This is a genomic window from Virgibacillus sp. AGTR (genome assembly GCF_016919725.2).
In the GTDB taxonomy this organism is placed as follows: domain Bacteria; phylum Bacillota; class Bacilli; order Bacillales; family Amphibacillaceae; genus Virgibacillus; species Virgibacillus salarius.
Map to the genome: position 1 here is coordinate 72,308 of NZ_JAJERH010000006.1, position 19,573 is coordinate 91,880.

At 36.3% G+C, this 19,573-nt stretch carries 23 protein-coding genes; all 23 read right to left on the reverse strand.

Annotation, left to right across the window (positions count from 1 at the left end; genetic code table 11):
* Positions 1–96 precede the first annotated feature (96 nt).
* Complete coding sequence (locus JUJ52_RS04660; protein WP_026680918.1) at positions 97–876, reverse strand: FliA/WhiG family RNA polymerase sigma factor; 780 nt, start codon at positions 874–876, stop codon at positions 97–99.
* A gap of 39 nt (positions 877–915) precedes the next feature.
* Positions 916–1,413, reverse strand: coding sequence for a chemotaxis protein CheD (locus JUJ52_RS04665; RefSeq protein ID WP_026680917.1), 498 nt, complete (start codon positions 1,411–1,413; stop codon positions 916–918).
* Positions 1,406–2,038, reverse strand: a complete 633-nt coding sequence (locus JUJ52_RS04670; protein WP_026680916.1) for a chemotaxis protein CheC — start codon at positions 2,036–2,038, stop codon at positions 1,406–1,408. The genes JUJ52_RS04665 and JUJ52_RS04670 overlap by 8 nt, the downstream gene beginning before the upstream one ends.
* A gap of 6 nt (positions 2,039–2,044) precedes the next feature.
* Positions 2,045–2,515, reverse strand: coding sequence for a chemotaxis protein CheW (locus tag JUJ52_RS04675; RefSeq protein ID WP_026680915.1), 471 nt, complete (start codon positions 2,513–2,515; stop codon positions 2,045–2,047).
* Between the two features lie 24 nt (positions 2,516–2,539).
* The gene (locus JUJ52_RS04680) at positions 2,540–4,573 is read right to left on the reverse strand and encodes a chemotaxis protein CheA (RefSeq protein ID WP_026680914.1); all 2,034 of its coding nucleotides are present in this window, start codon (positions 4,571–4,573) and stop codon (positions 2,540–2,542) included.
* A gap of 15 nt (positions 4,574–4,588) precedes the next feature.
* Positions 4,589–5,650, reverse strand: a complete 1,062-nt coding sequence (locus tag JUJ52_RS04685) for a protein-glutamate methylesterase/protein-glutamine glutaminase (protein WP_026680913.1) — start codon at positions 5,648–5,650, stop codon at positions 4,589–4,591.
* A gap of 6 nt (positions 5,651–5,656) precedes the next feature.
* Positions 5,657–6,523: a MinD/ParA family protein gene (locus tag JUJ52_RS04690; RefSeq protein ID WP_026680912.1), complete on the reverse strand. Its 867-nt coding sequence runs from the start codon at positions 6,521–6,523 to the stop codon at positions 5,657–5,659.
* Positions 6,513–7,631: a flagellar biosynthesis GTPase FlhF gene (gene flhF, locus JUJ52_RS04695; RefSeq protein WP_205388603.1), complete on the reverse strand. Its 1,119-nt coding sequence runs from the start codon at positions 7,629–7,631 to the stop codon at positions 6,513–6,515. Before flhF ends, JUJ52_RS04690 begins: the two co-directional genes overlap by 11 nt.
* The gene (gene flhA, locus JUJ52_RS04700; RefSeq protein ID WP_205388604.1) at positions 7,628–9,661 is read right to left on the reverse strand and encodes a flagellar biosynthesis protein FlhA; all 2,034 of its coding nucleotides are present in this window, start codon (positions 9,659–9,661) and stop codon (positions 7,628–7,630) included. Before flhA ends, flhF begins: the two co-directional genes overlap by 4 nt.
* Before the next feature lie 19 nt (positions 9,662–9,680).
* Positions 9,681–10,760 carry a flagellar biosynthesis protein FlhB gene (flhB, locus tag JUJ52_RS04705; protein WP_121605221.1) on the reverse strand — a complete coding sequence of 360 codons (1,080 nt, stop codon included), beginning with the start codon at positions 10,758–10,760 and terminating at the stop codon, positions 9,681–9,683.
* Between the two features lies 1 nt (position 10,761).
* Positions 10,762–11,541 carry a flagellar biosynthetic protein FliR gene (fliR, locus tag JUJ52_RS04710; protein WP_026680908.1) on the reverse strand — a complete coding sequence of 260 codons (780 nt, stop codon included), beginning with the start codon at positions 11,539–11,541 and terminating at the stop codon, positions 10,762–10,764.
* Between the two features lie 4 nt (positions 11,542–11,545).
* Positions 11,546–11,815 (reverse strand): flagellar biosynthesis protein FliQ, encoded by a 270-nt coding sequence (fliQ, locus tag JUJ52_RS04715; RefSeq protein ID WP_026680907.1) that lies wholly within the window; start codon positions 11,813–11,815, stop codon positions 11,546–11,548.
* Between the two features lie 134 nt (positions 11,816–11,949).
* Positions 11,950–12,615, reverse strand: coding sequence for a flagellar type III secretion system pore protein FliP (gene fliP, locus JUJ52_RS04720; RefSeq protein ID WP_026680906.1), 666 nt, complete (start codon positions 12,613–12,615; stop codon positions 11,950–11,952).
* Positions 12,608–13,270: a flagellar biosynthetic protein FliO gene (locus JUJ52_RS04725; protein WP_162986421.1), complete on the reverse strand. Its 663-nt coding sequence runs from the start codon at positions 13,268–13,270 to the stop codon at positions 12,608–12,610. Before JUJ52_RS04725 ends, fliP begins: the two co-directional genes overlap by 8 nt.
* Positions 13,271–13,287: 17 nt before the next feature.
* A complete protein-coding gene (locus JUJ52_RS04730) occupies positions 13,288–13,650 on the reverse strand; it encodes a response regulator (protein WP_026680904.1) in 363 nt (120 codons plus the stop codon).
* A 29-nt stretch (positions 13,651–13,679) separates the two neighbouring features.
* Positions 13,680–14,807: a flagellar motor switch phosphatase FliY gene (fliY, locus tag JUJ52_RS04735; protein ID WP_026680903.1), complete on the reverse strand. Its 1,128-nt coding sequence runs from the start codon at positions 14,805–14,807 to the stop codon at positions 13,680–13,682.
* On the reverse strand, positions 14,797–15,795 hold the full coding sequence (fliM, locus tag JUJ52_RS04740) for a flagellar motor switch protein FliM (protein WP_026680902.1): 999 nt from the start codon (positions 15,793–15,795) through the stop codon (positions 14,797–14,799). Before fliM ends, fliY begins: the two co-directional genes overlap by 11 nt.
* Positions 15,796–15,833: 38 nt before the next feature.
* Positions 15,834–16,253: a flagellar basal body-associated protein FliL gene (fliL, locus tag JUJ52_RS04745; RefSeq protein ID WP_026680901.1), complete on the reverse strand. Its 420-nt coding sequence runs from the start codon at positions 16,251–16,253 to the stop codon at positions 15,834–15,836.
* The gene (locus tag JUJ52_RS04750; protein WP_026680900.1) at positions 16,246–16,464 is read right to left on the reverse strand and encodes a flagellar FlbD family protein; all 219 of its coding nucleotides are present in this window, start codon (positions 16,462–16,464) and stop codon (positions 16,246–16,248) included. Before JUJ52_RS04750 ends, fliL begins: the two co-directional genes overlap by 8 nt.
* A gap of 42 nt (positions 16,465–16,506) precedes the next feature.
* The gene (gene flgG, locus JUJ52_RS04755; RefSeq protein WP_121605223.1) at positions 16,507–17,298 is read right to left on the reverse strand and encodes a flagellar basal body rod protein FlgG; all 792 of its coding nucleotides are present in this window, start codon (positions 17,296–17,298) and stop codon (positions 16,507–16,509) included.
* Between the two features lie 84 nt (positions 17,299–17,382).
* Positions 17,383–17,763 (reverse strand): TIGR02530 family flagellar biosynthesis protein, encoded by a 381-nt coding sequence (locus JUJ52_RS04760; protein ID WP_121605905.1) that lies wholly within the window; start codon positions 17,761–17,763, stop codon positions 17,383–17,385.
* Position 17,764: 1 nt separating this feature from the next.
* Positions 17,765–18,262: a flagellar hook assembly protein FlgD gene (flgD, locus tag JUJ52_RS04765; RefSeq protein ID WP_026680897.1), complete on the reverse strand. Its 498-nt coding sequence runs from the start codon at positions 18,260–18,262 to the stop codon at positions 17,765–17,767.
* Between the two features lie 11 nt (positions 18,263–18,273).
* A complete protein-coding gene (locus tag JUJ52_RS04770) occupies positions 18,274–19,557 on the reverse strand; it encodes a flagellar hook-length control protein FliK (protein WP_121605224.1) in 1,284 nt (427 codons plus the stop codon).
* Between the last annotated feature and the right edge of the window lie 16 nt (positions 19,558–19,573).

Here is a 19,573-nt window from a genome sequence, read left to right on the forward strand (position 1 = left end):
CATTTTGCTTACTTCAATTGTAATAGCAGTTATCAAAGCAATTGATATTCTTTTACATACCCGACTCTTCAAATCTTCACTTTGTATAAACACCCTTTATGAAAAGGATTGTATTTTTTTTAAGGTAGATCGAAGTTTGACTATCGATTTTTTGTGTATTTGTGATATTCGTGAAGTAGTTAAGCCTAGTACTTGTCCAATTTCTGTTAATGTTAGCTCCTCGTGATAAAACAAACTAATTACCATTTGTTCATTTTCATTTAAAGCCTTTATTCCTTCTTTAAGTTCATCTTTTAATTCATTGTTTATCATATGATCTTCTGGTGCGACTGTTTTATCATCAGGGATAGAGTAGCCAATCCCCTCTTTTAACTTCATCTTCTGGTCACTTGGCTTATCTTCTATAGACAATATATTAGCAAAAAGTGAGTCACGCATTGCACTCTCCACCTCTTTCACTGTCATGCCGATGTTGTCTGCTATTTCTTCGGTAGTTGGCTTTCTTTGGTTTTTTTGCTCTATTTGGTTTGACACCTGCTCAATTTTCTTCGTTTTATCTCGTAAAGAGCGGGGCAACCAATCTTCCCTTCGTAATCCATCCATTATCGCACCTTTAATCCGAAATGATGCATACGTATCGAATTTTAGATCTCTGCTCGGATCGAATTTCTTTAGTGCATCATATAGTCCCATTAAGCCAAAGCTCTTAACATCCCCTCTATTGACATTGCTCGGCAAGTTACTTGCAATTCTCTCCACATGAAAACTTACAAGATACATATATTTATCAATAAGTTGATTTGCTGCATCCATGTTATTATAAACTAACCAGTCATCCCACAGCTTCTCTTCATGAGGAGATTCATTCACTATCATTATATACACCCCTTTTATTACGATCTGCTCTGATCTATTCTAAATAAAGGTTTCTTCTCTATTAATTTTTCTGATTTTTAGCTTACTGGTTTCTGGATCAAATTCTATTGTTCTACCAGTATTTCCTCCCACATCTTGAGCAACTACTGGAATATTACAATCCTTTAGCTTATCTAAAACTGCCTCTACATTTCGAGGGCCAATTCGCATCATATCGGAACCAGAAGCAAATTGAAACATTTGCGCACCACCAGCAATTTTTGCTTTTAATTTATGTTTATTAGCTCCACAATCTATCATTTTTGTAATTAATTTTGGGATGGCTGTGTCTGCATATTTATACGGATTGTATTGCTTCTGTCTGGCCAATTGAGAATTTGGAAGCAGGATATGAGCCAATCCCGAAACCTTTTCCGTTTCATCATAAATTACTACTCCTACACACGATCCTAATCCAGATGTTCTAATTTTCATAGGAGGAGTTACAACATTTAAATCTGCAATACCTACTTTGATGATCGACGCTGTTTTATTCATATCCATTTATTCCTAACGCTTGAAATAACTTTGGGAATGAGTCTGGATCAGGAATAAAGAGAAAATGACCTTCTATACTATGAGATAGATGCGAGGGATTCATCTTCGTATTGATAATGATTGCATAATCCGTAACTTGTGATAGTTCAATAAGTCCTGCCGTTAAAATCGCTCCTGCCATATCTATGCTGAGATACGGAACAGATGGCTGCATATTTACTTGTGTGAAATCTGATAGAGCAGATAGGTATGCACCAGTAACAATATTTCCGGTTTCTTTAAGTACAGAAATAGCTAGTTCATTATCAGAAGAAGCAAGTAAATTCATTGCTTGATCTCCTGTTATTTCTCTAACTAATGCTTCAGCCCTCTCAGTTGATAGGATAAAATAAACGGTTCCTGGTGCAACGCCCTGTATTCGGAATAAAAGTGCAACAATAACTTCATCTGGCCCCCCCAGCAACTCCATCATTTCGTCATAGCTTACAACGTTTACGGAAGGAACTTCCATATCTATTTTTCTATTTAGTAATTTAGACATGGAAGTTGCCGCATTTCCTGCTCCAATATTTCCAATTTCTCGCAAAACATCTCGCTGTATGGTCGTGAGTTTTGTATAGTCCATGAACGATTATCCTTCGACAGATTTTAATTCATGAATTTCATCTTCGGTTAATACTTTTTGCAAATTAAGAAGGATTAATAGACGATCATCTAATTTTGCTACCCCTTCTATATAATCCGCATCAACCGTACCAATAACTTCAGGTGCAGGTTCAATCTCATTTTCTGGAATATCAATCACATCATTTGCAGCATCTACTACGAGACCAACTTCCATATCATCTACGAAAACAATAATAATTCTGGTTGAATCAGAAAATGCTGTTTCCTTCATCCCAAAACGTAATCGTAAATCAATAACAGGCGTAACCACTCCTCTTAAATTTATGACACCTTTCACAAAGTCAGCTGTTTGTGGCACTCTTGTAATTGGAATCATCTTTTCAATAGATCCCACCTGCTGCACAGAGACAGCGAACTCTTCATCCTCTAATTGAAATACAATTACTTTCCTATTCATTAACGTTTCATTTTCCATTTTTTTCTCCTCCAATTATCATTTTTATATAACTAATGCATTACTATCTACGATTAAAGCTACTTCCCCATCACCTAGTATCGTTGCTCCAGAAATAGCAAATGTATTTGATAAATAACTGCCTAAGGATTTTAAAACTACCTCCTGTTGTCCTATAAAGGCATCAACAACGAGTCCTGTCATTTTATTCCCTTTTTTAACAATGACAACCGATATATATTCATTATCTATTACATTATCATCTGCTGGAACAGTAAAAATATCATTGAGAAATGCTAATGGAACCACTTTCCCTCTAAAATCAATTACTTTTGTATTATGTGCATGCATGATATCATCCCGATGAATAATTGCCGTTTCAATAATGGATGACAATGGAATAGCGTATTTTTCATTTTGTAATTCGATAAGCAATACGGAAATAATGGATAACGTTAAAGGTAATTGTATAGAAAAGATAGACCCTTGATCTTTCTTAGCATCAATCGAAATCCTTCCACCTAATGATTCAATTGTATTTTTAACAACGTCTAGACCTACACCTCTTCCGGATATATCTGAAACCGTATCTGCAGTAGAAAAACCACTTGCCATAATCAATTCGAATATCTGCTGATCTGACAATAATTCGGATTGACTATCATTAACAACACCATTTGCGATAGCTTTCTTTAATACTTTTTCTTTATTTATACCAGCACCATCATCTTCAATTTCGATGAAAACGTGATTGCCACTGTGATAAGCTTCGAGTTTAATCGTTCCGTGTTCAGACTTTCCTTTTTTTAACCGTTCGTCTGGAGATTCAATACCATGATCAATTGCATTCCGTATTAAGTGAACGAGCGGATCACCTATTTCATCTATTACGGTTCGATCTAGTTCCGTTTCTGCCCCAATAATCTCAATTTCCACATTTTTATTTAGATCCCTTGCTAGTTGGCGAATCATACGAGGGAACCTATTAAACACTTGCTCTATTGGCACCATCCGCATCGTTAAAATGATGGATTGTAAATCACTAGACACGCGAGACATATGCTCTACGGTCTCCTGTAAATCTCCATGGTTTAAGTCTAGAGAAATTTGTTCTAATCTGCCTCGATCGACGACAAGCTCCTCGAATAAATTCATCAGGACATCAAGTCGGTCAATATTAACTCGTATCGTCTTGTTTGCTGAAGTTTTAGCAGAATTTTGCTGCTTTTTGTCCTTATTGGACTTCGTTTCTTGGGTCTGCTGTTCATCCCTTGCTTTATCATTGCTTTGTTGATCAGCTTTATACGTGCTTGCTGAGAAAGTATGAACTTCTACTTGTTCAATTTCTGAAACTTTTTCTATATTTGTTGAAATTTTTTCTTTAGAATGTTCTGATATGAATATTACTGTAAAACTAGTATCAAATTGTTCTTCTTCTAATTCATTTACAGATGGCTCAGATTTAACGATTTCTCCCAATTTCTCTAAAACCTCAAAGACCATAAATACTCTTGCACCTTTTAAGAGACAGTCTTCTCTTAAAGTCACGTTAATCTCATAATTGGAATATCCACGGTCTGATGATTCACTTAGTATCGTAAGTTCAAACTCATCTAAACCCTGAACATGTTGTAGCTGAGTCGCTTCTTGTTGCTGGGTTGTGCTATCTGCTTCTTTCATCTGTACAGCCGAAACAGAATTCCCGCTTTCGATAGCCTGCAATTGTTCAACAGCTTGAGAAACATCTCTCGTGCCATCGCCACCACTCGAAATGTCTTCTACCATTTCATTTAAATGGTCCACTGCTGCGAATAAAATATCCATCATTTCGACGTTAACAGTAACCTTCTCATACTTGATTGCATCAAATACATTTTCTAGTTTATGGGTTAAATTTGCTAAATCACTAAAACCCATTGTTGCTGACATTCCCTTTAATGTATGAGCAGCTCGAAAAATCTCTTCAATGATTTTCTTTTCATTAGGGTTTTTCTCTAAGGCTAAAAGCTGATTATACAAAACTTCTAAATGCTCATTACTTTCATCAATAAAAACTCCTAAATACTCTGTTGTATCCACATTAAAGCCCTCCACCTATAATAATTTTGTTATAAAGTCGCTTATGTCACTTAACACCACTTCTTTAGTAACGAGATTTGTTCGCACCGCTGCTTTGGGCATGCCATAAACAACAGCTGATTCTTCTGATTCAGCGATAACAACGGTATCCTTATCCCCTGCCTTTAGAGCTTTGATACCATTACTACCATCGCTCCCCATCCCAGTAAGCACGACTGCCAGCTTATTAACATGCTTTACATTGGCAAGTGAAGTAAATAACACATCCACCGATGGTCTATGTCCATTAACTGCTTTTTCCTTCGTTAGTTCTATTGCTACAGATGTGCCGATAGACTTTAGTTTCATATGTAAATCTCCTGGAGCAATATAAACAGTTCCGTTTTTCACTATTTCTCCATGTATCGCTTCTTTTACAGTAACCTGGGATTTTTGATTTAATCGTTCAGCAAGAGATTTCGTAAAACCTGCTGGCATATGTTGTACGATAAAAACTGGTGCTTTTATGTTTTTAGGTAATCGAGTAATAATCTGTTGAAGCGCTCTCGGTCCACCTGTTGATGTCCCGATTGCGACAATACTCTGTGCGAATTTAGTTAAAGCACGAGCATGACCAGTTGGTAAAGATGGGGGTTTTTCCTTCGCCCTCTCCTCCTGCTGCTGTAAAGGTAATCTAACCTTTGACGCCGTAATAACCTTCGATATAATTTCCTGCTTCATCGTTTCAATATCAATTGAGATGGGACCAGATGGCTTCGTAATAAAGTCTACTGCACCACTTGAAATTGCCTGTACTGTCTTGATTGTTGTATCCTCAGAGGCGGCACTTGAAAGCATAACTACTGGTATAGGATTGCTGTTCATTAATTCACGTAAAGCTGTTATCCCATCCATAATGGGCATATGAATATCTAAGGTAACAACATCTGGTTGTAATTTTTTAACTTTATTGATTCCATCTTCACCATTTCTAGCTGTTGCAATTACTTCCATACGATTATCACTTGTTAAAATGTCTGAAATCACTTTACGCATAAAAGCTGAATCGTCAATAATAATGACACGAATTTTACTCATGGCCATTTACCTTTCCGTTAAAAGCTGTTTTAGTTTACCTAAAAATGATGGCGTAGTATCTGATTGATTTACAGGCTGAACACTACAATAATTCTTTACTAACTGCTTCATTGCTCTGGCAACAGCAGAATTTTTTTTCAATAATACGTAAGGGGTTTGCCTAATGACAGCCGTGGTCACTGTTCTATCCTCAGGTAATGTACCTAATAACTTCGTTTCCACTTGTAAAAATTGAAAAATTACCTGATTGAATCGCCTTAGTGCTTCCCACCCTTCTTTTTCTGAATGACTTCGATTCATAATCACTTGCATTGGTAGCGTATCGTCATAAGAAACAATATGCTTTATCATGCTATAAGCATCTGTGATAGAGGTAGGCTCAGGTGTGGTGATCACAAAGCATTCATCAGATGCTAAGATAATTGATAAACTATCTTGTGTAATTCCTGCTCCCATATCAAAAATGATAAAATCGTAGTAATTAACTAGTTTCTTATATTGCTGAAAGAAGAAATTCCTTTTATGCTGATCGATGGAAAAAATATCACTTAATCCAGAACCAGCTGCGATATAATCCAAATCCCCTGGACCATGTTGAATAATTTCCTGAATAGATAGGTGCTCTTCAAACATATCGATAATCGTTCTTTCAACATGTAATCCTAATAAAATATCAATATTTCCCATACCTATGTCCATATCAATAACTAGCACTCTATTACGTTGTCTTACTAATTCCAATGAAAAATTTATCGTAATATTTGATTTTCCTACCCCACCCTTTCCACTAATTACAGCTATTGTCTTCGCCTGTGTAAAGTCCTGCATTGCTTTTAACTTTTTTCGAAGTCCATCTGCCTGATCATGCCTCATCCGATGACCTCATTACAAACGAAGCTAACTGTTTAGGTGATGGGTAGATTAAGTCTTCAGGCACATCTTGACCATTTGTTATATAACCAATTCCGATCTGTTTTCCAAGGGCAATATTTAGAATACTACCGAATTGACTCGTTTCATCTATCTTAGTCAAAATCACTTCTTTAATAGAAATTTCTTCAAATTGATCATATATTTCGCTGATATCTCTTGGTTTAGCCGTTAATGATAGAACTAAATACGTATCTGATTCCAGATTACTTTTTGTATCTTGTTTCATTTGTTTTACGTATTTTTCATCTCTAAAATTACGACCTGCGGTATCAACAAATATTAAATCAAATGTGTTAAATTTCTCGATTGCTTTTTGGAAATCTTCCTCCGTATAGGCTACTTCTACTGGCACATTCAATATTTTTGCATATGTTTTTAACTGCTCAACAGCTGCAATACGATACGTATCTGTAGTGATAAAAGCGATTTTTTTATGATCATTTAGCTTACTGTTTGCAGCAACTTTTGCAATTGTAGTTGTTTTTCCTACACCAGTTGGTCCAACAAAGTAAACTAATTTCTTATCATAGGATATCCCTTCGAAGGAGACCTGTTTGAGTCTATTCTCTATTTCCTGTTTGACTTCAGATATGATCGACTTGTAGCTACTACTATGTTGTTCTGCATCCTCCTGCCTATGCAAGACAGAATCAATAATGCTTGTAGCAATTTCGGTATCTACTTCTTGTTCAAGTAAATAATTATATGCTAATTGAAAATCAGCAGGGTACGTAAAATTCCCAATTGCAGAGTGATGTAGTAATTCTTTTACCTGTCTTAGCTCACGCAGTACATGTTGGTCATCTCTTTCATGATAAGCTTCATTCGATTCTACCTTTTTATTGGGCATTACTACCTTTTTCTTAGATAAATGTGGTTGCGGATCTCTTGCGGCTATTACTTCAATTTGCTGTTTTGTCAACAGACCGAGAAATCTTTTTTTCTTTACTTCCCTAGAATTTAAAATAACGGCTTCTGTACCAAGCTCTTTCCTAACTTGTTTCATCGCTTCAGGCATCGTATCAGCTACATATTTTTTTACCTTCATGCAATATTCACCACCCCGACACTTTGTACTTGTACGTTGGGCTCTAGCTCATTATAGGACAATACAACAACTTGCGGTAAATATCGATCTAGTAACTGTTTGACATACATTCTTACTGCTGGAGAACAAAGCAATATCGCTGTCTCTTCCTGTATGATCAGTTTTTCTACCTCTTCATGTAATTGGTTGATCACCCGTTGCTGAACATCAGGATCCATGGAAAGATAGCTTCCATGCTCTGTCTGTTGAATACTCTCAGCAATTGCTTTCTCTACTTTTCCAGAAAGAGTAACTACTTTTAATGCCATATCTTCGTCAGTATATTGCTTAGTTAATTGAGATGATAATGCTTGTCTTACATATTCAGCTAGTAAATCGGTATCGTTTGTTAATTTTGCAAAGTCTGCAAGTGTTTCAAATATAATAGGGAGATTACGGATTGACACTTTTTCTTTTAAAAGCTTACCTAGTACTTTTTGAATATCACCTACTGCAAGTGGCTCTGGTGTTACTTCTTCAACAAGTATTGGATAGGTTTCCTTTAAATGATCAATTAATTGCTTAGTCTCTTGTCTACCTAATAATTCATGAGCATGTTCTTTAATGATTTCCGTTAGATGTGTGGATACAACAGAAGGTGGATCTACTACCGTATAACCGGATAACTCTGCTTCATCCTTTAAATCTTCGTTGATCCACTTTGCAGGTAGGCCAAAAGCTGGCTCTTTTGTATCTATACCATCAATTTCGTCATCTTCCATATCTGGAGCCATTGCTAAATAATGATCAAGCAATAATTCACCAGAAGCTACTTCATTTCCTTTTACTTTTAAACGATATTCATTCGGGTTAAGCTGGATATTATCGCGAATTCGAACTACTGGAATAACAATTCCTAGCTCAATTGCAAGCTGCCTTCGAATCATAACAATTCGATCGAGTAAATCGCCACCTTGGTTCGCGTCAGCCAGCGGTATAAGAGAATAACCAAACTCAAATTCGATAGGATCCATATTTAATAAATGTACAACATTTTCAGGCGATTTCATTGCAGCACTTTCCGTTTCATCTTCCTCTTCCTCACTTGGTTCATAGACTACTTCTGTCTGCTTTAATAACAAATACCCACTTAAAGCTAGTAAACTAGCAATGATTGTAGTAAGAAAAAAGTTGATGGGTGTTAACCCTAATAAGAACACTGTTCCTGCTGCAATAAATAGCAGCTTCGGGTATTGGAGTAGCTGTCCAGTAACATCTGTACCTAAATTACCTGTTCCTGCTGTTCTTGTTACTACGATTCCTGTTGCGGTTGATATGAGTAAAGCTGGTATCTGACTAACTAATCCATCACCTACAGTCAATCGCATAAACGTATTGATCGCTTCTTGAAACGACATGTCCATCTGTACCATACCAATAACGAGACCAAAAATAATATTGATTAGTACAATGATAATACCCGCAATAGCATCGCCTTTTACGAATTTACTTGCACCATCCATGGAACCGTGAAAATCTGCTTCCTTTTCTATTTTTTCTCGTCTTTCTTTAGCTTGTTGTTCCGATATTAAACCTGCGTTCAAATCTGCATCTATGCTCATCTGTTTACCTGGCATCGCATCTAAAGTAAATCTAGCCGCCACCTCAGAAACACGCTCAGAACCTTTAGTGATTACAAGAAATTGGATAATAACTAAAATAACAAATACAACAAAACCTACTAGTGGATTCCCCCCAATTACAAAGGAACCAAATGTATCAACAACCCCACCAGCATCTGCTTCGGATAAGATCGACCTTGTTGTAGATACATTCAATCCTAGGCGAAATAAGGTTAATAACAAAAGAAGTGTAGGAAAGACTGAAAACTGTAATGCCTCTTGTGTATTCATCGAAACTAAGATTACAATTAGTGCTAATGAAATATTACCTAATATCAATACACTTAACAGCCATCCTGGTAACGGGACAATCAACATAATAATAATTAAAATAACGCCTAAAAGAACGGATAGATCTCTTGCTTTCATTGGGGTCTCTCCTTATTGCTTAAACTTTTTTCTCCAGCTTATATACATAAGCCAAAATTTCTGCTACCGCCTGAAAGAATTCTTCAGGAATTACATCCCCTATTTCAACTGCTCCATATAGAGATCGTGCTAAGGGACGATTCTCAACCGTCATTACTTCATTTGTACGAGCTATTTCTTTAATCTTCAACGCCACCTCATCAATCCCTTTAGCTAAAATATATGGCGCTTCAGCTTTTGCCTCATCATATTTAATAGCAATTGCAAAGTGGGTCGGGTTCGTAATGACTACATCTGCATTGGGCACCTCGCTCATCATTCTGCGTGTAGCCATTTGTCTTTGCTTTTCTTTAATTTTCGACTTTATAAGTGGGTCACCTTCAATGTTCTTATATTCATCCTTAACGTCTTGCTTTGACATTTTCATGTTTTTCTCATAGTCATAACGTTGATAAGCATAATCAAAAACGGCCAAAAATAATAATACGATTATTGCTGTTATTCCCATGACCATCGTAACCTGCCCAAAAAAACCAAGTGCATTGTCTACTGTTTTAAAGGACAGCATCATCATATCGTCCTTATATATCCATATCACTGTAAATGTCACAGCGCCAATACAGACAATTTTCAATAATGACTTAAGAAGTTCAACTAATGCACGTAATGAAAATATACGCTTCGCTCCTTGAATTGGATCGATTTTTTTTAAATCAAACTTTAATGGCTCTGTTGTAAACAAAAAGCCAATTTGTAAAAAGTTTGAAGCGAAGCCAGCTACAATAGCAATTATCATAAGTGGTGCGAGCATTTTTGATACTTCCATCGCTGCTCCTGAAAATACTTTATGTACTGTCTCTTCCGTTACATCCCAATGAATAAACTCTGTAAAAGTATGCTCATATAACCTCATCATACTATTCTTCATGGAATCGCCGAACACAAAGAGAATGATAAAAGCGAATAAAAGTAGAAAAGCTGTATTAACATCCTGACTTTTGGCTACCTTTCCTTTTTTTCGCTCATCCTGCCTTTTCTTCGGGGTAGCTTTTTCTGTCTTTTCACCAGCAAAGAATTGTAAATCGAGTTTCAATTGCAAGTTAAGCACCTCCGAACAATTGCATTAGGCTGCGGATTGTAGCAAATAAAATTTCAAACAAGTTCTTCACTAAAACAACATATAAACTCATAAAAAATAACAAGGCAACAAAGCTCACTAAAATTTTCAATGGTAATCCTACTACAAAAACATTTAACTGAGGCACAGTTCTAGCTATAATACCTAAGGCAACGTCAACAAGAAATAAACAACCTACAATTGGAATTGCAATTTGAAATGCAATAAGGAACATTTTATTAAATGTATCAATGACAAATGTAACTATATTTTCATTTTGAAATGGGATAAAAGCATCTATTGGTATAAATTGGTAGCTATTTACAATCCCATCTATTAAAATATGATGACCATTTACCGATAATAAAAAGAGTAAAGCAATAATATAGAAGTACTGTCCTGTTAATGGACTCTGAGCACCAGTTTGCGGATCAATAACATTGGCTATTGCGAACCCCATCTGAAAATCGATAAATCCGCCTGCAATTTGAACAGCAGATAAGATAATATAGGCTATTAATCCGATAAAAAGTCCTACCAAAGCTTCTTTTACGATTAATAACAGATACATTTCATCTACTGGTATGGAAGGTGCATTCACTGTGTAAAACATTAGAAAAGCCAAGAAGAAACTGAATCCTAGCTTAAACGGTCTCGGAATTGTTCGATAAGAGAACAACGGCATTGTAGCAAAAAAAGCTACTACTCTTACAAGAATTAACAAAAATACAGGGATACTATTAACATTAATTATTTCTAGCATACAATTACCCTACAAACTGATTTATATTTTTAAACAATTCGGATGTGAATTCTACCATTTCTGTAAGCATCCAAGGCCCAAAGAATACAAGACCAACCAGTACTGCCACAATCTTGGGAATAAACGCCAACGTTTGTTCCTGTATCTGTGTTGTAGCTTGAAAGATACTTACCAGTAATCCAACAGCCAAAGCTAATAATAGCAAAGGACCTGTAACTAATAGAATGGTATAAACACCTTTTTCTGCCAAAGTTAATACGAACTCACTGCTCATGGGAGCAAAGCCTCCTTAATGCTGAATACAACTCGCAGTATGACTTTAGTTGCAACATTCCAAAGTGGTTTCCAGCATGCTCTAATCTAATTATGAAACATTTCATGAATACCACCTACCAGTCCATCCTAAGATTAGAATCCATCCAACAGTGAGTGGGTAATTAAATACCAGCCATCTACAAGAACAAATAATAGAATTTTAAAAGGTAAAGAAATCATTACTGGGGGAAGCATCATCATCCCCATCGACATTAATACACTGGCAACAGCCATATCAATGATTAAAAATGGAACAAATATCATAAACCCCATTTGAAATGCTGTCTTCAATTCGCTTATTGCAAATGCAGGTACTAATGTTGTCAGTGGAATGTCCTGAACAGTTTCAGGACGTTCCAATTCTGCATAATTCATAAAAAGCGCTAAATCTTTCTGACGCGTATGCTCCGCCATAAAATCCTTTATGGGTATACTCGCTTGATCATACGCTTCATCTAACGTAATCTCTTCGGCAAATAATGGTTCTAATGCTTCGTCATACACCTCATTGAAAACTGGAGCCATAATGAAAAACGTTAAAAATAACGCAAGTCCAATTAGTACTTGATTTGGTGGCATTTGCTGTGTCGCCAATGACGTACGAACAAATGACAACACAATAATTATTCTAGTAAAGCTCGTCATCAAAATTAATATACTTGGTGCTAGTGACAATACAGTTAATAGAAGAATTAATTTAACTGATGTTGAGATATTTGCCGGATCGGAACTGGAAAACATATCGATAAATTCATTCATTCTGATCTTCCTTTTGTTTATACTGTTGGATCAATTGGGTTCTATTTTTTTTTAGTTTATCCAGCTCGTTCACAAAATGACCTTTAAAATTCTGTTTCGAATGTATAGAATCTGAATTGGTAGTTTCTTTTGTGGTTACCCGTTGGACGAGAGTTGATAATGGACTATTGGCATCGGTTGTATTTCTTTTCAACAAATCTTCCATTAATGCTTCATCGTCAATCTCTTGAAGCATTTCTACATTATCTCCAACCCCAATAAGATAGAACTTGCTACCAACACGAATAATTTGAATTGACTTGTTTTGCCCAACAGAAATACCGCCAAGGTTTTCTAGTGACTTCACTTGATTAAACAAGGCATTTTTCTTCTTTAAAAATTTTAACAGTAAATAGATCAGCCCCAATATGAGTGCTAAAGCAAAAAATAGCTTTATAAAATTAACCCAAAGTGGTTCTGTATCTTCTTCCGTCGATAAGAGTGTTGATTTCTCCGTGTCTCCATCTTCCGTCGATGACTCTGCTGGTTGCTCGCAATCAGCATTTTTCTCTAAACAATCAGTAACAGATTTGGTTGCTGCATCTACTTTTATGGAAACAGTAAATGAAAATAGAATAATAGTCAGTAGAATGCAAAACCGTAACGATTTATTCAATAGTATTCACTCACTTTTTAGTTCAATGCCTTTTGAATTGCTTCTAAAACACGATCCGCCTGAAATGGTTTAACGATAAAATCTTTAGCTCCTGCTTGGATCGCATCAATAACCATTGCTTGCTGCCCCATTGCAGAGCACATAATTATTTTCGCTTCAGGATGACTAGCTTGAATTTCCTTTAATGCTGAAATCCCATCTTTTTCAGGCATGGTTATATCCATCGTCACAAGATCTGGCATAAGCTCATTATATTTTTCTACCGCCTGTGCACCATCTTGTGCTTCACCTACTACCTCAAACCCATTTTTAGTTAAAATATCTTTAATCATCATTCGCATGAAAGCTGCATCATCAACAATTAGAATACGGTGTGCCATTCGTAAATCCTCCTATGTATAATAAGATATTATTTTAATTTCATTATTCTATCTGATTGACTAAGTATGTCCGTAACACGAACGCCAAAGTTTTCATCAATAACAACTACTTCTCCAGTAGCAATTAGTTTTTCATTTACTAATATATCGACAGGCTCTCCTGCTAACTTGTCTAATTCAATAATTGAACCAGAAGACAAATCCAAAATATCCTTAATTGTTCGTTTTGTCCTCCCAAGCTCTACAGTTACCTTAAGCGGGATATCCAAAAGCATATCTAGATTCCGTTGCTCGGTATTATTTAATGCAACCTGGTCAAAGTTGGAAAAATCAGCCTTTTGCACTGATTTATGTGCTGAAACAGCATTACCTAAGTATTGCGGTTCCTCTCTTACCTCCTCAGATGAGACGGATTGACTTTGCTTATTTGTAGACATAGGCACCTCCACCTGCTCAAGCGCTACAGCTGATTCTTGTTCCGCTGGTTCACTATTTAATAACTGATCAACCAAATTTTTTGCGAATTGAATTGGCATGAGCTGCATGATATTAGAATCTATTAAATTACCAACCTTTAATTGGAAGGAAACTTTAACAAAAGGATTCTCATCAAGTACTGCTTCTGACTGATTGTCTGGATTTTCTAGATGAATCGTTGGTGGTGATATATCTACCTTCTTATTAAAGACCGTTGACATACTAGTTGCTGCAGCACCCATCATCTGATTCATTGCCTCTTGTACTGCACTTAAGTGAATTTCATTTAATTCTTCTGATGGTTTTGTACCGTCTCCACCAAGCATGATATCGGAAATGATGGCAGCATCCTCGGCCTTGATCACAAACACATTTCTACCCGTAAACCCTTCTATATAGTTAACCTGAACGCTTACTGGTTCAAATGTAAAGGCCTCTAATTCCTTTTGTTCCATGACAGAAACTTTCGGTGTTGTTATTTCTACCTTTTGATTTAATAATGTCGATAAAGTCGTAGCAGAGCTTCCAAATGAAATATTGCCAATTTCTCCCAACGTATCCTCTTCAATTGTTGATAGATGATCATTGGTAGGGTTTTTCTCTACTTCTTCATCTTCATCAGAACTAACTTTTAATAATGCATCTATTTCATCTTGAGAAAGCATCCCGTCATTCGCCATGTTCGTTCCCCCCTTTAAATTCTTCCATTATTTGAACAGACATTTTATTTTTATATTTACCAGGCTGTACATAGAATTTTGGCGCATCATTTACCGCCAATATTAGCGGGCTTTCTATTGTATTATCCAACCCGATAACATCATCTTTATTTAAGTTCAGAAATTGCTCAATTGAAATTGTAGATTCTCCTAATAGTGCTTTTACTTCAATTTGTGCTTGTTGTAAGTTCTTTGTTAACTTTTCATATGCATCTACGTCTCTTTCTTTACTAGATGTTTGCATCCAGTAATGTACCGAAAGCTTTGAAATAATTGGTTCAAGCACAATATGAGGTATACAAATATTAATCATGCCACTTTCTTCACCAATTGTTGTATTCAGTGAAACAACCACAACCGTTTCATTAGGTGATACCATCTGCAAAAATTGTGGATTGACTTCAAAATCTTCTAATACTGGATCAATATCTACAATGGTAGCCCACGCCTCTTGAAGATTGGTAATTGCCTTTTCAAATAACTGTGTCATTAGAATTGTTTCGATTTCCGTTAAGTTTTCTACTTTATTAACTCCACTTCCCATACCGCCCAATGTTCGATCAAGCATGGCATAAGCAATATTTGGGTTAACTTCCATTACTAGTCTACCTTCTAAGGGTTCGACACTATATGTATTAAGAATAGTCATTTTTGGAACAGAACGAATAAATTCTTCATAAGGAATCTGATCCACTGACGCAACAGTAATATTGATGTACGTCCTTAATTGTGCTGAAAAAAAGGTAGTTAATAGTCGTGCATAATTTTCATGAATTCGCGATATACTGCGGATTTGATCCTTGGAAAATCGTAATGCTCGTTTAAAATCATATACTCGAACTTTCTTTTCTTTATCTTCTTTTTTTAATTCCTCCGCATCCATTTCACCTGAAGTAATTGCGGATAATAGGGCATCAATCTCATTTTGAGAAAGAACTTCATCTACCAAGTATATTCACCTCCATCGTGGAGTCCTAAATAAATTATTTATTGTAAGATTTTGCTTATCGTATATACATCTGTGATTTTTCCAGTTGTCATTACTTCATTTAACTTTGTTTTAACAACTTCTTCTAAATCACCTAAGCCACTCTTGAAATCTTCTTCCTGCATTGTAGCCAATTCTTTGATTAAAATGTTTTTTAATTGAAAATCCCGCTTACTAATTTCTTCTTTAGCTTCCTTCCTATTCGTAATCACTTGAAACTGAATACGAACAAAACTTCCATCCTCTAAATCTGTTGTTATTTCAGGTGTTTCATAAGAAAATTCTTCGATCTTATCAATAGATGCTGCAGATCCCTTTTGATCATCCGCGTTCATATTCCATACCACTACAAATGCAGCTATTCCCACAATCGCCAATACCGCCAATGAAGAGATCATTGTTTTCATTAAACTACTCATCGTCTTTCTTTACCTCCCTTTGTGCTCTTTGTATACCAATTTGTTGATAATAGGCCATTACTAATTGAAGTACTTCCGCATGAGAGTTTTTTACTACTAATTTCTTACCATTTGTTAAGGTGATCGTTGTATCTGGAAATTCTTGAACCTGTTCAATCAGGATCGCATTTAAAGTAAATGGTTCGCCATTTAATCGAGTTAAAGAAATCATTATTTAGGCGGGAGTGTGTTTATCACACTCCCTACCCCCTTACTATCGTTTTAGATTTACTAGTTCCTGGAGTATTTCATCTGATGTTGTTATTATTCGAGTATTCGCTTGGAAACCACGTTGTGCTGTAATCATTTCCGTGAATTCTTCCGATAAATCAACGTTTGACATTTCGAGTGCGCCACTTACAATCGACGCTGTACCATCTGTTTCAGGAGTAACAATTCCATTTAACCCGGCATTTTCCGTATTTAAGAAAAGATTACTTCCCGCTTTTTCTAAACCTGCTGGATTAGCAAAGCTTGCTAAACCGATTTGACCAGCGGTCTCTGTGTCCCCATCTTCATTTGTATAAGTTACGGTACCATCTGATTCAATACTAAAGCTTTTTGCATCGTCTGGAATATTTATCTTTTCGTTATTAACATCTTGTAAATACAATCCATCTGAATTAACAATGTCACCATTCGTATCCAAGTAAAAATTACCTGCCCGCGTGTAATACGTCGTTCCATTACCTTCTAAAACGAACATTCCATCTCCCTCTAAAGCAAGATCTAATGCTCTAGTAGTTGATTGCCTAAACCCTTGTGAATGGATGTTGTCAATTGAACCGAGTTGCGAACCTAAACCTACCTGAGCTGGGTTTACACCACCGCGACCAGCAGTTGGTCCTTGAGCACCAGAAGTAGTCTGACTCATCATGTCTTGGAAAGTTACTCTTCCTTTTTTAAATCCAGATGTATTTACATTAGCAATATTATTACCTATTACATCTAGCTTTGTTTGGAATCCTTTCATGCCTGATATTCCTGCATACATTGAACGTAACATAGTTCATTTCCCCTTTTTGGTTATCAATTTATTGGCTGCTTCTATCATTCAACAGCTGATGGCCTCCCTAAAAAGGGTCCAGCCTTATTTCTCAATCAAAATCGTTCCATTAATATTCGTAAATATCCGACTTGTGGCTTCTTTTCGATCCATCGCAGTAACAACTGTATTGTTTTTCGTACTTATAAGTAATGCTGCATTATCCAAAACAACAAGCGAGTCAGTAATTCCTTTTTGCTTTGCCTCCGCCATTTTGCTTTCAATGACTTGCCATTGGTGCTTATCGATATGAATATTTCGTTCCTGTAAACGCTCCGTAGCATGTTTACTAACTTTGAGCTCTTTTAAGCCCAATTCAGATGTTAATAAATCCTTAAAGCTCGCCCTGTTTACTTGGTTATTTGGATGTTTAGCACCAGGAATCTGTAAAGCCTGCTGGGGCAACTGATGAATCCGGTGATCTATATTATTCACTTTCTTCATCCTCCGGATTTTCTGGATCAGTTGGATCCTCTCCATTATTTTCACTACTATCTGGATTACTTACTTGAATAGCTGCATCTGCATAGATCTTTTCCCCATTTTCTAACTCTAAAATTGCCCAACCATCCTTTTGACTAACAGCTATTACTTTACTTGTTTCGATATCTAGCTTTTCACCAGTTTCTTCATCATAAGCTTGGTAGGTTACTTCTTTTCCAATCATATGGCTATATTTAATTACTGGTGAGACAAGCTGACTTTGTACGAGTGTATCGATGGAATTAGTCATATTCATCATTTGCTCTAATGAACTGAACTCCGCCATTTGCGAGATAAATTCTCGATCATCCATCGGATTTGTTGGATCCTGACTTTGTAATTGTGTCATTAATATTTTCAAAAATTCATCCTTACCTAATTCAGGGCTTGGCGATCTACTAGGTTGATTAGACAAGTATAATGATGGATCTATCTTTGTCATATAAACACCTCCTATACTTGTTCATTTAATAATAGTTCTTCAAACTGTGTAGCAAAGTCTTCATTCTGATTATTTTCACTCTCTTGAGAGTCATTTCCGTGCTGATCCTGTTCTCTAAATTGCTGTGAATCGGCTTCAGATCCTGTATCCTTAAGAACTTGCTGTCCCTGTTGAAACTGAATCTCTTGCTTCTCTACAACTACTTGCTGAGGTGAGAACATACTTCTTAGTTGATGCATATTTGACTCAAGCATATCTTTAGTAACCTGTGAGCTTACTAAGATCTTTACTGTCATCTGCCCATCCATTTGAGTTAAGCGAACAACCATATCCCCTAAATTTTGTGGACGCAAGGTAATTTGAAGTTGATTACTTCCATTCGCCATTGTCAAGAACTTACTAGACTTCATGATCTTCTGAAATTGCTGAATGAGTTCTTGTCCAGAATTATTCATGTTCTGCTGGCTAGGGTTTAAGTAGATCATGTGCTGCTCCATTTTTGCCATAGGTAATGTTGATACATTTGCTTGATTTACTACTTGAGAATAAGCTATACTATCTTTTTTCGATGAAAATGTCTCTAGTGCATGGTCTAACCATTTTGCAACATCTGCGCTCGTAACTTTAGCATCCGTATGATAAGGCAATTTTTGCGCTATTTGATTTCGTTTTTCAAATGCTTGTACGAGTTGTTGCCAAACTATTTTTTCTTTCGAATCTGCTGGTTTACTAGCTAAAAATTGCTCGACAGAGACCTTTTCTGTACCTTTCACCGAATCTGTCCACTGCTGTAATAATGGCAGGAGTTTAGTGGATGCCTTCATTAACTCTTGCTTGTTCGATATTTGCGAAACAACAGCTTCCACCTTTGCAAAAATACTCGCTAATTGCTGTTGTAAAGAAGGTTCTAACTGTTGTACTTCGATGTCGCCTGTTAAAAGCGCAGGTAGCATCCACGTCGCCGTCTCTTCATTGGATTCGACATGCCCTTCATTCTCTTGCTCGCTTCCTACTACCCTATTGTCTGTCAATTCTTTCCCATCTAATGTGGATAGCATGTTAAAGAAAGTCATATCTATCGTTTCAAAGGGTATACTTGGTGTATCTTGCTGGTTCTCTTGGGATTGCATTCCCATTTGAAGTAGCTTATTTGCTGCCTCTTGTAATTGCTGCTTACTAAGTAATAGGTCTTGAAACGGTTGAGCTTCCTCATTTGTATGGCCTAATTGACTATCTTGCTTCATCATTGGATTCGAAGTTTGTAATTGCTGAAAGAGCATCCCAATTGCGTTCATTATTTCACCTCCTTTC